The sequence below is a fragment of the Marinobacter sp. DSM 26671 genome (assembly GCF_900112835.1).
Lineage (GTDB): Bacteria > Pseudomonadota > Gammaproteobacteria > Pseudomonadales > Oleiphilaceae > Marinobacter > Marinobacter flavimaris.
Map to the genome: position 1 here is coordinate 330,442 of NZ_FONF01000003.1, position 15,227 is coordinate 345,668.

Annotated in this window: 15 protein-coding genes; 4 read left to right on the forward strand and 11 right to left on the reverse strand. The window is 57.9% G+C overall.

Going from position 1 to position 15,227, the window contains the following annotated elements:
* Positions 1 to 4 precede the first annotated feature (4 nt).
* On the forward strand, positions 5 to 511 hold the full coding sequence (locus BM035_RS05425; RefSeq protein ID WP_254775375.1) for a DUF4124 domain-containing protein: 507 nt from the start codon (positions 5 to 7) through the stop codon (positions 509 to 511).
* Here BM035_RS05425 and BM035_RS05430 read toward each other — a convergent pair.
* Positions 468 to 1,742: a methyltransferase gene (locus BM035_RS05430; protein WP_092030567.1), complete on the reverse strand. Its 1,275-nt coding sequence runs from the start codon at positions 1,740 to 1,742 to the stop codon at positions 468 to 470. The two genes, BM035_RS05425 and BM035_RS05430, sit on opposite strands and share 44 nt — an antisense overlap.
* On the opposite strand from BM035_RS05430, the gene BM035_RS05435 reads away from it, so the two are divergent.
* The gene (locus BM035_RS05435) at positions 1,741 to 2,469 is read left to right on the forward strand and encodes a tRNA/rRNA methyltransferase (protein ID WP_008173009.1); all 729 of its coding nucleotides are present in this window, start codon (positions 1,741 to 1,743) and stop codon (positions 2,467 to 2,469) included. The genes BM035_RS05430 and BM035_RS05435 overlap by 2 nt on opposite strands.
* Positions 2,470 to 2,594: 125 nt before the next feature.
* Here the strand turns inward: BM035_RS05435 and BM035_RS05440 are convergent, their stop codons facing one another.
* Both BM035_RS05440 and BM035_RS05445 read right to left on the reverse strand, forming a co-directional pair.
* Positions 2,595 to 3,866, reverse strand: coding sequence for a D-amino acid dehydrogenase (locus tag BM035_RS05440; RefSeq protein WP_092030568.1), 1,272 nt, complete (start codon positions 3,864 to 3,866; stop codon positions 2,595 to 2,597).
* 17 nt (positions 3,867 to 3,883) lie between these two features.
* Positions 3,884 to 4,717 (reverse strand): polyphosphate kinase, encoded by an 834-nt coding sequence (locus BM035_RS05445; protein ID WP_092030570.1) that lies wholly within the window; start codon positions 4,715 to 4,717, stop codon positions 3,884 to 3,886.
* A gap of 129 nt (positions 4,718 to 4,846) precedes the next feature.
* Between BM035_RS05445 and BM035_RS05450 the strand changes: the two genes are divergently transcribed.
* Both BM035_RS05450 and BM035_RS05455 read left to right on the forward strand, forming a co-directional pair.
* Positions 4,847 to 5,656, forward strand: a complete 810-nt coding sequence (locus BM035_RS05450; RefSeq protein WP_092030572.1) for a TatD family hydrolase — start codon at positions 4,847 to 4,849, stop codon at positions 5,654 to 5,656.
* Positions 5,653 to 6,861, forward strand: a complete 1,209-nt coding sequence (locus BM035_RS05455) for an HD-GYP domain-containing protein (RefSeq protein ID WP_092030574.1) — start codon at positions 5,653 to 5,655, stop codon at positions 6,859 to 6,861. The genes BM035_RS05450 and BM035_RS05455 overlap by 4 nt, the downstream gene beginning before the upstream one ends.
* A 51-nt stretch (positions 6,862 to 6,912) precedes the next feature.
* On the opposite strand, the gene BM035_RS05460 is transcribed toward BM035_RS05455, so the two are convergent.
* The 8 genes from BM035_RS05460 to BM035_RS05495 all read right to left on the reverse strand — a co-directional run bounded on the left by BM035_RS05460 (position 6,913) and on the right by BM035_RS05495 (position 15,220).
* Positions 6,913 to 9,132, reverse strand: a complete 2,220-nt coding sequence (locus BM035_RS05460; RefSeq protein ID WP_254775376.1) for a PhnD/SsuA/transferrin family substrate-binding protein — start codon at positions 9,130 to 9,132, stop codon at positions 6,913 to 6,915.
* Positions 9,133 to 9,188: 56 nt separating this feature from the next.
* A complete protein-coding gene (locus BM035_RS05465) occupies positions 9,189 to 10,148 on the reverse strand; it encodes an ABC transporter substrate-binding protein (protein ID WP_092030578.1) in 960 nt (319 codons plus the stop codon).
* A 103-nt stretch (positions 10,149 to 10,251) separates the two neighbouring features.
* Positions 10,252 to 11,160 carry a lysine exporter LysO family protein gene (locus BM035_RS05470; protein ID WP_092030579.1) on the reverse strand — a complete coding sequence of 303 codons (909 nt, stop codon included), beginning with the start codon at positions 11,158 to 11,160 and terminating at the stop codon, positions 10,252 to 10,254.
* 24 nt (positions 11,161 to 11,184) lie between these two features.
* Positions 11,185 to 11,556, reverse strand: a complete 372-nt coding sequence (locus BM035_RS05475) for a PA4575 family protein (protein ID WP_092030581.1) — start codon at positions 11,554 to 11,556, stop codon at positions 11,185 to 11,187.
* Between the two features lie 12 nt (positions 11,557 to 11,568).
* A complete protein-coding gene (locus BM035_RS05480) occupies positions 11,569 to 11,889 on the reverse strand; it encodes a DUF2288 domain-containing protein (RefSeq protein ID WP_092030583.1) in 321 nt (106 codons plus the stop codon).
* Positions 11,890 to 11,984: 95 nt separating this feature from the next.
* The gene (locus BM035_RS05485; protein WP_092030585.1) at positions 11,985 to 12,386 is read right to left on the reverse strand and encodes a response regulator; all 402 of its coding nucleotides are present in this window, start codon (positions 12,384 to 12,386) and stop codon (positions 11,985 to 11,987) included.
* Positions 12,387 to 12,390: 4 nt separating this feature from the next.
* Positions 12,391 to 13,521, reverse strand: a complete 1,131-nt coding sequence (locus BM035_RS05490; protein ID WP_254775378.1) for a response regulator — start codon at positions 13,519 to 13,521, stop codon at positions 12,391 to 12,393.
* 34 nt (positions 13,522 to 13,555) lie between these two features.
* Positions 13,556 to 15,220: a diguanylate cyclase gene (locus BM035_RS05495; protein WP_254775380.1), complete on the reverse strand. Its 1,665-nt coding sequence runs from the start codon at positions 15,218 to 15,220 to the stop codon at positions 13,556 to 13,558.
* Positions 15,221 to 15,227: the final 7 nt, after the last annotated feature.

Sequence of the window (15,227 nt, forward strand, 5' to 3'; positions counted from 1 at the left end):
TTTTTTGTTTCTGCAAAAATGCGAGGAACCGATGCTCAGAGCCATGGCACTGATCTTCACGCTCTCTGTTCTGGCAGTGCCGGCGCAGTCCCAGGTTTTTCGCTGCGAAAAAGACGGCAATACGGTGTTCTCGGACCAGCCCTGCGGCGAGAATGCTGAATCGCTTGAGCTACGGGATAACCGCATTGGCGGCAGTTTCAATCAGAACCTCCCGGTGCAGGAGTCCCCTGATCCAGAAGAACAGATCGAAGAGTCAGAACAAGAAAAAGAGGCCGGCACATGCCGTTTTATCAACTCCACCGATTTGCGTCGTTATCTGGTTCGCGAGCAGGTGGTGCGGGGCATGACCCGGGACAACGTGCGCCGTGCTTTCGGCAACCCTCCTGAAACCTACACCAGCCCCCAGGAAGTCTGGATCTACCAGACCCGCTATTATGGCGCGCTCTATGAGCTGACCTATGTGTATTTCAGGGATGGCTGTGTTGAACGGGTTGAGTACCGGAAACCCTGACCGCATCAAGCAGGAGGTTGCGGGGTGTCAGTGAACGGTCGCAGAAATGCCCCAGCCTGACCCTGTACCCCTGTTCTTCCAGAAAAAGCGCGTAATCCAACACCATCCAGAGTTCCAGAGGGCGCCGGAACAGATGCCTGACCAGCTCATGGCGGCGAACCTCGGCCAGCCGTTGCACGCCAAACGCCTGCCAGTGATCAAAGTCCACCGTATCGGGTAATCGCAGCTGTTTTTTTGCCGCCGCCCAACGGCAAAAGGCGGGAAAGCCTTTGTTCAAAAGGCGGGGCGGATTCGAAGGAACCGGCAGATACTCATCACACCCACGAAGTTGCCGCTGCAGACCATCAAATCCCAGGCGCCACTGGCTGACAAGGCGGGTCTGTTCCCTCACCCGGGCCGGTGCCGTCACGGTTTCCTGAACCGCAAGCCGAAGATCGTTCCGGCTCGGCTGCAGCGTCTTTTGGTAATTTGCCGCTCGCTGGGAAAGCGGCCGGTAGTGTTCCATCTCGGTGAGGTGGTAGCAGCAGGGCGAGACGCTCAATCTTGGCAACCCGGCTTCACTGCCTCGTTTCAGCAACTGTCGGTGCAGATCGCCACAAGCATGCAGTGCAACACCGTGGTGACGGCTGGGAAGCGACAAATCCTCCGCCATGACATCCTGGCAGCGGATCGACACTGGATCTCCGAACTGTTGTGCCAGTCGGTTGCCATCGCGCACCAGCTCCGGATTCCACTCGAAACCCTGTATCTCACTGGGGCAAAACGGCGCCAGCGTCCGGGACAGATGGCCCTTACCACAACACCAGTCCAGGGCGGGGTGTTCCAGCGGTGTCAGTGCCGCCGTATAGGCGCCCGACTGCAGGCGTTTCCGACCGGGCATATCCGTGGCCCGGATTTCCGGGAGAGTCGCCTCTGATGCCTTTTCGGGTGCCGGTAACAGCTCCGGCAGTTGAACCATGTCGGCGTAACGGTCGAGGGACGGCAACCATGAGGCAACCCGAGCCGCCAACTCAACCGGGCTGCCATCCAAGTGCTGGCATTCCCCATCGGTTAGTTCCGCCAGCATGGCGGCCAGTTCCGGATAACGACGCGCCCAGGCAGGCTCCGGCGTCATGAACGGCGCCGGTTGCCAAAACTCGGAATGCTGTACCAGCCAGTCGTTCAGCTGCTGCCAATGCTGGTAAAAAGATTCCGCGCCGTGGTGTAAACTCGCCGCCGGAGGTAACGTCATGCAACTGGCCTTTGTACTTGTTGAACCCAAGGTTCCGGAAAACGTCGGTGCAGCCGCCCGTGCGCTGTGCACCATGGGCTTCGGCGAACTGTGGTTGGTCAATTCCGATCTGCACACCCGCCCGGAAGCCCACTGGCTGGCCCATGGCAGCGACCATATCCTGGACAATGCGCGCATTTTCCCCGATCTGGCTGCGGTAAGAAACTCCGTAGACCTGCTGATGGGGACCTCCGCCAAGACCCGGCATCAGCGCCAGGATTGGCACGGCCCCTCAGATCTGCGGAAGGTTCTGGCCACGAAGGGTGCGTCCGTGGCAACCGCAGCACTGGTGTTTGGCCGGGAAGATCGCGGGCTGTCCAATGAAGAGCTGGCGCTCTGCGATCTGTTAACCGGCATCCCCATGAAGGTCACCTACCCCTCCCTGAACCTTGCCCAGTCGGTGATGCTCTATGCCTGGGAAATGTCCGGACTATCGGTCGCTACGGAGAGCCAGATTGAGCCCGCAGGTGAACATCGTCTTGGCGCGCTTCGTGGACGACTCGAAACCTTGCTACCGGAACTGGACACACCGCCTGAGGGAAAACTGTCCCAGTGGGTTTTCGAGCGTTTGCCCTTGTTGTCTGATCGGGATATCGGGTTTGTTCATACGCTGTGTTCGAACATTGAGCGCGCTGTGGATTGCAGATCTCAGTCGCGCTCGAATTCCGAGGCGGAGCAGGACGGATAGCCCCTCCCGGGATACGCTGTGAATACGTCCATGTACGCTCGACGAAAACATCCATGTTTTCGACGATCCCGGGAGGGGCTATCCGCCCTGCTCTCGGGCCTTTTGCGCGCACCGGGGTATTGAGCCTACTCCTGGAATCTTCCTGGGCGGAAGGCATCCAGGCAAACGGACGGCTCCTCGCCTTCGATTACCTGGGCGATGACATCGGCACTGCCCGCGGACAGGGTCCAGCCGAAGGTGCCGTGGCCAGTGTTGAGGTAGAGGTTGTCTCGGGGACCGCGGCCGATAATCGCAGGGCCATCCGGGGTCATGGGGCGGAAGCCGGTCCAGGTTTCCGCGGCGTCGAGATCGGCGCAGCCGGGGAACCGGGACTCCACCGATTTTCGGATCGTGGCCAGCCTCGCCTCCGGAATGTCTCTGTTGAAATCCGCTAGCTCGACAAACCCTGTGGCGCGTAATCGATTGCCCAGACGAGTAGAAACCACTTTGTAGTTGTCATCGTGAATGGTGGAAGCGGGGCCTCGTTCCGGGTCCTTCATGGGGACCGTCAGGCTGTAACCTTTTACCGGATAGATGGGCAGTTCGAGGCCCAGGGGCTGAACTAGGTGGTTGGACCAGCAGCCGGCGCTGATCACCACGGCATCCACTTCCAGGGCTTCCATGACTCCATCGCTGTTTCTGACTGAAATTGCGCTGACCCTCTGGTCATCGGCAATCAGCTTTTCCGCTTCCACGTTGTAACGAACCACTATCCCCTTTGCCTCGCAGACTTTAGCGAGTTCCCGGGAAAATTTGTGGCAATCGCCGGTTCCGTCGGTGTCATAGCTCAGGGCGCCATAAAGCGGACCATTGCCAACCATGCCGGGCTCGGCGTCGCGCACCTGTTCGGGTGTGAGCAAACGGGAAGGGATGCCCAGTTCGTTCAGCAATTCATGGGTCGTCCGGTAGCCTTCCAGCGCTTCCGGTGTGCTCGCCAGGTGCAGCAGACCCTGGTGGTCGCCATCGAAGGACAGATCAAGCTCCTTCTCAAGCGCCAGGAATCGCTCCCGGCTGTGGATACCGAGGCGCAACATGGCGCGGCGATTCAACCCGAACAGCCCTGGCGACCAGGCGTAACGGAGCGTGGCGAACATGAACTTGAGTGTTTCCACAGACGGCGGGAAGCGTAGCTTCAGGGGGCCATCCTGCTTGAGGATCCAGGGGATGGCCTTGAACACAATCGCGGGATCGGCCCAGGGATACACCACGCCATAGGATCGCTGGGCCGCGTTGGCCTTGCTGGTCTCGTTGCCGGCCATTGAATGACGTTCCAGCACCGTCACCTGGTGGCCCCGGCGATTCAGTTCATAGGCGGTGGTCATTCCCACCACGCCGCCACCAACAACAGCAATGTGCATGCATTCCTCCCCTGTGTTTATTTCACGCCGCTTTTCGCCAGCAGACGCCGGTACTCTTTCAAAACGCTTTCATCTTCTTTCGGATATTCCGGCGCCAGATTCTGCAATTGCTCAGCCAGTATGGCTGCGACAATCGGGCGCGCCTGGGGCTTCCGATCTCCCGGCACGATAAACCAGGGTGCCTGCTCTGTATGGGTCGCGGCAATGGCTTCCTCGGCAAACGCTTCGTACTCCCTGCGTTTTTCCCAGCCATCGATATCGGACCGATCAAACTTCCAGCGCTTGCGCGGCTTGTCCAGACGCTTGAGAAGCCTCTGGCGATGCTCATCCTCAGACAGGTTGAGCCAGATCTTGATCACCGTGGTGCCCTCTTCCACCAGATGATTCTCGAAGTTCCGGATGGAGCGGTAACGGTTTTGCCAGTTGTAGCTTTCAGGCGCGTGGACCGGCCAAACCCGCTCGGCGATCACCGCTTCATGATGGCTGCGGTTGAAAGCGACCATCTGGCCAAATCCGGGCAGAAACGGCGTTACCCGCCAGAGAAAGTCATGGCGGGTTTCGGCGCCCCTGGGCCGGCTGAACGACCAGGCATGGAAACCAGCGGGGTCGGCGTAGGTTGCCAGAGTACGGATCAGGCTGTCTTTTCCGCTGGTGTCCGGGCCGTGGGTAACCAATAGAACCGCCCTGGACTGGTTTGCCCAGAGCCGGCGCTGATATTCACCAATCTGATCCAGACTGGCTTCCAACCCTGGCAGGGTGGTGTCATCGCCATCCAGAAAAGTCGGGTAATCCCGGAATCTCGGTTTCCCGGGTTCATAAAGAAACGAACTGGTAAACGCCGACAACCTCATCAAATTACTCCGTGCAAGTCCCTATGGAGGTAATACAGGTCAACAATCGTACAAGCTGGTAAACTTGTGAGCCCGAATTCACAGAATAGCAGCCTGTTTGCAGGTTGCGATGGAGTGTAGTACCCGGCAATGAGTAAAAAACGTCGCGAGATTCCCGTATTTGATCACCCGATCATTGAAACCCACTGTCACCTGGATTACCTCAAGGACCGTCCGCTCGAGGAAACCCTGGAGCAGGCACGAGGGGTCAATATCGAGAAAGTGATCACCATCGCGGTCTCCCCGGACAACCTCGCCAGAGTACGCGAACTCAGCCAGGTTGCGCCCTGGGTGTATGGCACCCAGGGCATCCACCCCCACGACGCTGAAAGCTATTCTGATGACGTGGAAGCCGAAATCCGTGCCCACGCCCGGGACGAGAAGATCGTTGCGGTGGGCGAGATCGGGCTGGACTATTTTTACGACAACGCCGACCGGGACGTGCAGCGCGAGGTGTTCCGGCGCCAGCTCCAGATCGCCTGTGACACAGACAGACCCGTGGTGATTCATAGCCGGGAAGCCGACGAGGATACCATCGAGATCCTGGGCGAGTTTGAGACCACCCTCAAGCGCCGTGGCGTCATTCACAGCTTCACGTCCGGCCCCGGGCTTGCCCGTTATGCCCTGGATCAGGGCTGGTGCCTGGGCTTCAACGGCATCACCACGTTCAACAAGGCGGAGAACGTGCGTGACATCGTGCGTATGGCGCCGATCGAGCAGATCCTGCTGGAAACCGATTCACCCTTCCTGACCCCGGTGCCCTACCGCGGGAAGGAAAATGCACCGTTTTACCTGCCTTTTGTCGCCGAAAAAATCGCCGAGGTGAAAGAACTTCCCTTGGACGAGGTGATTGGTAAGACTTACGCAAACAGCCTGAGGACGTTTTTCCCCGGCGAATGATCAAGCGCGTCCCCATTTCCGCACTCAAGGTCGGCATGTACATAACCGACCTGAACAACGACTGGATTCCCCACAACACCCAGCGCAAGCGAGGTGTTATCAAAAAAGAGGAAACCATCGAGAAAATCCGCCGGATGGGGGTGGAGTTCGTTTATATCGACGCTTCAAAAGGCCTCGATTCCCAGGACTCGGAAACGGCCGCCGAAGTGGATCGTCGGAACGAGTCGGCCCTGCAAAAGGCGGGTGAACTGACGCCGGGCTTGCGGCCGCATGTTCCGCTTGCGGAAGAAATCGTGATTGCGCAGCAGATCCATAGTCAGGCCCAGGGGCTGGTGGGCGAGTTCATGAACCACGCCAAGGTGGGCAGCGCTATTGATGTGGCGCCCATCCACCAGTTGGCGGACGAACTGCAACACTCCGTGCTCAGGAATGCCAACGCACTAAGCTGCCTGGGGCGCATCCGGGAAAAGGACAATTATCTTCTGGAACACTCGGTCAACCTGAGTGTGCTGATGTCCCTGTTCGGAAACCATCGTGGCCTGTCGTCTGACGTTCTGCACCAGACTATCGTTGGCGCCCTGCTCCACGACCTGGGCAAGATCCTTACACCCGACGAGATACTGCACAAACCCGGCCGCCTGACTGCCGAAGAGTTCGAGGTGATGAAACTCCATGCCCGTCATTCACGGGACATTCTGGCTACCACAGAGGGCATTGGTGAGCTCACCGTCATCACGGCCGCTCAGCACCATGAGCGCCTCGATGGCACAGGCTATCCAGAGGGCCTGAAGGGTGATGAGATCTCGGAATACGGTCGCATGGTGGCGATCAGCGATGTATACGATGCCATCACCGCAGACCGGGTCTATCACAAGGGTATGACACCAACACAGGGTCTGAAGAAGCTTCTGGAGTGGAGCGGCACTCACCTCGATCCCAGTCTGGTCAAACAGTTTATCCGGTGCCTGGGCCTTTACCCGGTGGGTTCGCTGGTGCTTCTGGAAAGTGGTCGCCTTGGCGTCGTGGTTGAAGCCAATGAAAGTGACCAGAGGCTGCCGACTGTGCGCGTTATGTACCACACCAAATTCCGCATGCCGATCACAGTAGATACCCTCGATCTCGCGAAACCGGGCACACAGGACCGGATTCTGCGAGCCGTTGATCCGGAAACCTACAAGATTGATGTCAGGAAATTCCTCGCCTGAGAACGCTGACAGCCGCGGACAGCTCGGAATAGAGTGGTTCAACGGCTGCTATCAGGAAGATGGATCAGAGAATCGGACATAGCGATTGCGGCCCCGGTGCTTGGCCTGATACATGGCCTGGTCGGCCTGGCGCAGGAGCTGGTCGCCGTCCAGATCCTCTGCCTGCGGGAACAGCGTGTAGCCGATACTGGCTGAAACTTCGACGCTGTGATCGGCAACCCAGACAGGTTCTGCCACCCGCGCCAAAAGACGTACCAACAGGGTCTCAAGAGATGCGTCGTCCTGAACATTCATCACGATGGCCGCAAACTCATCACCACCGAGCCTCGCCAGAGTATCCTCTTGCCGGAGTTCCGAACGCATACGGGCGGCCACCTCGACAAGCAACTGGTCACCCGCCTCATGACCGAAGGCATCGTTTACCGGCTTGAACTCGTCCAGATCAATATAAACCACCGCCAGTTTGCCGCTCTGACGCCGGGTAAGAGCCATGCCTTGCTGCAATCGGTCGGCAAACAGAACCCGGTTAGGCATTCCGGTCAGGGCATCGTAATGGGCCATGATCCGGAGCTTTCTTTCCTGCTCTTTAAGCCGACTGATGTCACTGAAAATACCGACAAAATGCGAGACTTCGCCATGATCGCCACGAACACTGCTCAGTGTTACCGACAAGGTAATCGGCTCGCCATCATTGCGTCTGCTGGCAAACTCTCCGGACCAGAAGCCCTGAGACCGGGCACTGGCGAAAATACCACTGCCTTCCTCCACCGGTAGGGGTGGCAGTCTTCCTATTGCCCGATTGCGGGGCCGGCCGGTTATCGCCAGATACGCATCGTTGGCATCAATCACGATGCCGTGATTATCAGTAATGAAAATAGCCTCGCGGGCGTATTCGAAGACGCTCGCCGCCAGCCGCTGCCGCTGTTCCGCGTGTTTCCGGAGAGTGATTTCATACAGGGAGCAAAGAATCAGAGCTTCCGGTTCGTCCTCGGTGTGGACGGGCGCCATGGTAAGCTCCACCCAGATCTCCGTGCCGTCAGAGCGATTCAGAACCCATTCGCACTGTTCCACCTGACCCGCCGAAACCCGGGCCAGCATGGGCGCCATTTTCTGTCGGGAAATCTGCCCGTCTGGCTGGAATTCCGGCGAAAAGACCGCCAGATCCTTGCCGACCAGTGATTCACTGGAGGTGTACCTGAGCAGGTCAACAGAAGCCCGGTTGGTGTCGATGAAAAGTCCACCGCGGATCAGCAATGCAGCTTGTGGCCAACCCCGGATAAGCTGGCGCAGACGCCTCTGTTCCGCGGCCAGCTGCCGCTTGCTCTTGCCCAGCCAGAGCGACGATGCCACCAGCAACATGAGCAACACCAGAATGGTAAAGACCCAGAGCCGATACTGGTGCAACGCATCCACCCAGGTAAGTTGGGGCACCTGGTCGTAGGGCGGCACCCGCAGAGTGCGCGCCAGATACTCAACCGACTGGTAGTCTGCAGGCGGCGAAAAACCCGAAATGCCGACTGACCGCGCCACCTCGTCTTCCGGCTCAATGGCAAAAAGCGCCGACGCGATACGACGGACGGCCCGCTCGTTTACATGGGGCAGCGCCACCAGGGGCCATTCCGGGTATAGACGGGTTGAAACAACGTAGGGGAAACCCGCCAGCCGCTGACGGTTCAGAACCTTCACCTTGGTAAACAGATCAGGGTCTTCCTGCGCCATCTGCTCCAGAATGCTGGTTCGGATAAAGCCAACATCGGCATCTCCGGAGAGAACCGAACGAACCACTCGGTCGTGGGTGCCCATAAACCGGATCAGATTCACTCTGCGGATATCAATACCGGCATCCATCAGCTCGAGAACCTGGGTCTGGTAGCCCCCGAGGAAATGAACGCCGGGTGAGGCAATGGTCTTATCACGAATATCGGCGAGCTGCTCAATGTCGTCGCGCTCGGCCCTGGTAAAGATCACGCCACCAAGACTGCCGGTCGCAGACTGGCCGGAGCGCCTGACCAGAGTCGCCAGAACGCCGGTCAGACTGCGTTCGCTTCGGATCAGCAGAAAATGGCTGGGATTGGTAAGAAAAAAATCCAGCCGGTTGGCGGCGATCGCCCGACTCATATTCTCCTGGCTGAGAATCTCGAGCTCTATCTGGATGCCGGTTTCTAGGGTCAGGTAGTCGGTCAAAGGCTGGTAGCGTTCCCGGAGCACGTCATCCGGGCGGTAGGCGAATACGCCCAGAGTCAGTGTTTCATCAGCATTGGCTGATGTCATCGCCACAAATTCCGTGGCAAACAGAAAACAAAGACAGACAGCAAACCGGCGAATGTTCAAGAGACCCTCGCCGGCAAAAACGAAGAATCTGACAAGCGCTGGATGACCGGATTCTGATCAATCATCCCCTCTGCCAGCATCAGGCGAGACAGGGATCCGGCCCTGGTTTCGATGGGTCCGGCTGCCCTGAGGTAACGCTGGTTTGCGGCCAGATCCGGCAGCATAACGCTTCCCAGCGCCGTTCGGACCGCATCCGGACTGATCCCTTGACGGGTGGCAATCCGGTATACCGAGTCGTGCATGCTACGCACCAGATGCTGCAGGCCGGTAAAATGTCCGGTCACCAGGTCGCGAACCGCACTGGAGTTTTTCTCGACTGTTTTCCGGGTCACCACCAGCAAATCGAAAATGGTTTCCGGAACGTCGCTACTATCGAAGAGCCTGACGCCTCCGGCGCTCTCTATGAGTGACGCTGTTGGCTCATAACACACGGAAGCATCCACTTCACCGCGGGACCAGGCTTGTGCATGCTGGCTTACCGGCAAATCCACTTTTATCACGTCGCTGCGACCGAGCCCCGCGACTTCGAGGATTTTAAACAGCATAACGCCGGAGACACCGTCCAGCTCTACCGCAATCCGCTGCCCCTTGAGGGCTGTCAATTCGGTGATTGATGGCTTGACCATCAGAACATCGGCGCCGGCGGACACATCAGCGACAGCAACCACAACCAATTCCAGCCCTCTCGACCAGACGCGTATGGTTTCATCCAGAGTCAGCGCCGCCCCATCAAGCGCCCCTGAAAGAAGGCCTTCCATGGAGTCTTTGGCAGACGTGCCCGGCACCAGCGCAACCGTATCCGGCAACCAGTTGAAATCACGGGCAAGGTACAGTGGCTCGTAGCCGATCCAGGGGTGAATACCGAACCTCAGCGGGCCGGAATCGCTGCAACCCGGCAATCCCGCCGCGGACAGTCCGGCTGCTATCGATAAACCAAGGAATTCACGGCGTTGCATCAGGCTCCGGACCGGGTAAAGACATTAACATTTGTCAATAAACGATAGTTTACTGTTTCACATACTACCCGTAAAACCGCAACTTGCATTGCACCGCGTCAATTTATCCCAAAGACAGGAACACCCCCATCAACACCGGCGAGAGAAAAGACAGCAAGAAACCGGAGGCAATCGCCACCGGAACACAGGTCAGCCCGCCACTGCTTCGGATAACCGGCAGGGTGAAGTCCATGGCGGTAGCGCCACCATAACCAATGGCCATCGCCGGCCTGTTGGCAATCAGCAGGGGGATGATGGCCAACGCGACGATTTCCCGAAGCACATCGTTAAGGAAGGCCACGCCGCCCCAGGCTGGCCCCAGGGCTTCGCCTATGACAATGCCGGACAGCGAGTACCAGCCAAACCCGGACGCAACAGCCAGGGCGTCGTGCCAGGGCAGCCCAAGCCAGGGTATCAACAGGCCACCGGCCACCAGGGAACTGAGCGTCAGAGCCAGCGCGATACCGAGCCCCTGACGATTCATCAGAAGTTTGCGCAGCGAAAGCCCGGCATTACGCAACTGCAGGCCGATAAGAAACAGCAGCAACATCAGAGACCACGTCGCCAGCTGTTCCGCCATGGGCATGTCCGGCAACAGGTAATAACCGGCCAGCAGCCCGGCAATAACCGCCACCAGGGGTTTCAGGCCGGCCAGAAAAAGCCGGCGGTATCCGGGGCTGGCATTGCCCTCGACCCGCTCGACAGACATTGGCTGCCAGCGGTGGAACATCCAGAGCCCAAACATGTTGGCTACGAAAAGCACCAGCACCAGCGCCAGTACCTGAGTCGCCATGCCACCCAGTTGCGCCGCCAGGCCCTCCATCTGGCCAAGCCCCAGGCCCAGCAGCAACAGGATGAAGTAAACCAGTCCTTCCACCGTATAATGGATCACCGTCATGGCCCGGCGGTTTTCCAGGGCGATGGCAAAACCCAGAAACAGGGGAGCAAGAATGAGCAAGGCTCCAGTCAGCATGGCGTCCTCGAAACGAAAAGGGGGTTATCTGGTCAGGGGTTTGAACTGGTCGGGGTCGGCATCCGGGCCGGCCTGTTCACCCTGCGGAACTCCGATGGTGCGGGCAAGACGTTGGGCGGTAACGGACCAGACCGCATAATCTCCGGGCTTCGGCTCGTAGCCTTTGCCCATCATGCTGCCGGCGACGCTTCTGAGAACCGATTCAGCCCGGGCCTGGGTTGGCCAGGGCCCACGGCAGAACTGTCCATCCGGCCGCCCCTGATCAGGGCCAGAGAGGGCTACCAGGCCCCAATGGCCGCCGCCGGCTGGCCGGATGTGCAGCTCGATGCGTTGGCCGTCTTTCAGCATGACAAGATGCCGAAGCGGGCTACGACCGTGGAAATAGTGGAGCTTCATGATGCCGTGCTGTCAGTGCAGAACATGCCCTGACCTGTCCTGCACGAGAACCCAGGGTGCGATGACGACCGCCCAGAGTTCCGCATTGCGATCATACCAATCCTGCGCGGTGTCCGGCGCAACCTCACCAACGCGACCATCGTTCATCCACTGCTCGAAACGAGCTTTGCTATCCGCCGCCAACTCAGTCGCCACTTCAAGCAGATCCAGGTCCGGCGACACCCTGACGACCTGTCCCCTCGCAAAGTAGGTCTGCAGTTCATGCCAGCGGATGCGAGAAGTCTCAAGATTCAGCTTGGCTTTCAGTTCGTCCCGGGACTGGGAGGAAGACATGGATACCTCATTTAAAATTCAGAACTCAAGGCTCGCCAGACTACCGGAAATTACACTCACTCGCACCTTTCCACCGCCAGTGAAGAAACCCTGCTTTACCACTGCGCACCTTGCACGATCTCTGCAATCTGCTCAGACAAGGTCATTGGGTCAAATGGTTTTGGGATCACGCCCAGGGCGCCCAGTTCCTGGTATTCTCTGATTTCCGACTTCTGCAGCCGCGCGGTCATGAATATCACGGGAACATCGGCCATACCATCGAGCTCTCGCAAGGCTTTGAGCGTTGTCGGACCGTCCATACCGGGCATCATCACATCCAACAGGATAAGTTCAGGATCAAATCCCGGTGCGGTCTCGACAGCAACGGCGCCGGACTCGCACAACGCGATTTCGAAACCACCAACATCCTGAAGGGCGATTTCAGCGATCGCTCGGATGTCCGGGTCGTCCTCAACGTACATTACCCGAGAGATTGAGGGACTGTTGACTGCTGTCATGTCGTCAATCCTTCACTGGCGCTTCTGTATCAATTCCCAGACGCCGTAGAAGCCGCTGGCACTCTTCGGAGCGATCACTGCCAGCGGCCAACATAGCTGCGGCGCGCATGATAAGTCTATCCTCCTGGGTGGAGTCCGTTGGCAAAAAGTGGACGGCCCCGATCAACTCCCTCACTCGTAATGGCAAGCGCCACTGCACTTTGAGGCGGTTGCCATAGCCCTGGGCCCATTTGCGCACCAGCTGCTCCGCTTCAGGCATCTCGAGGGTGCCACCCAGCGCAATATAATCGTTGAGAACTTTAAGAACCGCCAACTCGCCGACACGGCTCAGCAAACCGGCTTTCTGCAGAGACACCGGCTGCTTTTTCAGTTTAATGGCCAGGCCCTGGGCCTTTTTAGCAACCTGAAGCGCGGCATCATAGTGCGTCTTGGACAACTCCTTCAGCACCTCGTGCTTAAGCTTGCCAGACACATCCAGAGAGAGTGCCAGAACCTGATTAAGCGTCAGGGCTACACCCATGGAGGAAATGGCATCTCTCAGGCTTTCTACCGGTTTGCCCGTGCGTCGAAAGGACGTGCTATTGGCTACATCCATCAACCTTGCGGTTATGCTCGCCTCTTCCCGCCAACGCTCAGCCAGTTGCGCCGGTGACAAATCCTCCTGACGGCTGATCAGTTCGAGAACATCTGCGGGATCGACATCGGATGGCAACTGAACAACCTCTTCCAGCGAGCTCTCAAGCAATTCGGAAACATCAGGAACGCTCGTCTGCGAAGGTTTTAGTACTTTCACCAGACGCTCGTGCAACTGCTTCACGTCGAACGGCTTGGTCATGTATCCGTCGATACCAAAATGAGCGGCCTGTAGCACAGAATCACGATCTGATCGCCCTGAGACCATGACGATGGGCACGTCGGTATCTGTTTTTCGAATCTGTTTTACAAGATCAAGCCCGGCCCCATCCGGCAAATTCCAATCGGTAATGAAGAGATCGAACGTGTTGGCCCTTACACATTCATAAGCTTCGTCCAGGGTTTCTGCGATTTTAACCAGAGCGCCCGGGTATATCCCGGCAACCACTGTCTCCAGCAGTTCGGATACCAGATCATCATCTTCCAGGATTAGCGCTTTCAAACGACTACCACCCAATATGTAGAAAACACCATCATTACTGCGCGTCGTGAATTGTAACCCCGGCGCGACCCCCACGCTTGCGGCGATAAAGCGCCTGATCTGCTGCTTCCAGGGCCGACTCTCCACTTTCGAAGTCATTGATGCCTGCGACCCCGGCACTGAGCGTGACATGAAAGCTTTTTTCACCAACCGGAAAGGTCAGCTCGGAAAAGCTCTCGCAGATGCCACTGACCAGTTTTGCCGCTGCCTGCACCGAACAATCCGGCAAAACCAGCATGAACTCCTCACCACCGTAGCGGCCAATCATATCCGTTTCTCTCAGGCGATTCCGTAACAGATTTGCAAGCGCCCGTATCACAATATCGCCGTAGCGATGGCCCCAGGTATCGTTGACTTGCTTAAAGTAGTCCAGATCAATCATCACGACACTGGACTGGTGTCCAAGACGGCGGCAACGGGCCAATTCCTTTTCCAATTCCTGCTTGATCAACGAGTGCTTGAGCAGCCCAGTGAGGCTGTCACGATTCATCAGATCCGATAGCTGACGGGCGCGGTAACACCGAATACGAACTGAGCGGACGAGGTAATCATCCGAGACTGGCTTCACGAGAAACTCGTCAGCCCCTTTGGACAGGGCTTCCAGCTGATCGTCCGGGTTGTCCTCCGAAGAGAGATAAATGATTGGCAGACTCAGCCAACGGGACTCGAAACGAATGAGGCGAGCAAGGGTGACCCCAGAGTAATCTCCAATCTGGACATCCATCAGGACGATGTCCGGCTGGAAGGCAGAGAGCTCCGGCATCAGGCGCTCGGGCTCGGTCAGAGATCGTGCCTCAATGCCGGCGGCCCGGAGAACCAGACAATAGTGCTCCGCTAACTCCTCGTCATCTTCCACGATAAGGACTCGGCCGTTCACGCCAGTACTGCGCTCCACAGCCAGGGACTCAATGCGTTCAGCCAGTTCCGGTACATCAATTGGGGCAGCGAAGTAAGCTGAGGCACCTGCTTTCGCAACCTGGTAACTGTTCGCAAAGGAGTCATCGTTACCGACAGCAACCACTGGCAGCCGGCGCCGTGAGCCTGTTCCTCCCCGGCTTTTCAAATGCGGTATGACGACAGGCAAAACGGAGTCATAACAAAGAACGGCAGCAGCGCTGCCACTTTCCCTGGCTGAACTGCGCAAAGCTTCTTCGTCGTGCACGTCTACAAACTGGCAAACAAACCCGTAGCGTGCCAGCTCAGACAACAACGAACCAACACCACCAGTCCTGTCGGAGTCCACCACAATGATCCGCACCTGCATGCCATGACTGCCATGGCTGCCATCAACACGATGTTGTTCGGTTGAAACCGTCTTATCAGGAGCGGAAACAGGCGACTTCCCGGAATTCGTTTCCACCAATCCCGCCAGGGAATCGATACCGTCGGCAAAGCCATCAGAAACCTGGATAGACTGCTGGTGAATACCGGAAGCCGCGCCCAACTCTTCTGCCTGGCTTTTCAGCTTCTTTTCGAGCAGACGGGCTTGCTGTCCCAGTTCAGGCAGACCGAAAGTCTCGGCCGATCCGGCAAGTCGATGCAAAGACTGATAGCACCGGATGAGCCCCTCTGCAGATAACTTGCCAGCACGAGCCTGATCAGCGTAGGCGCTCAGCTCCCGAAGATCATTGTTAGCTCTCTCGAGAAATTTGGCTCTCAAAGCTTCT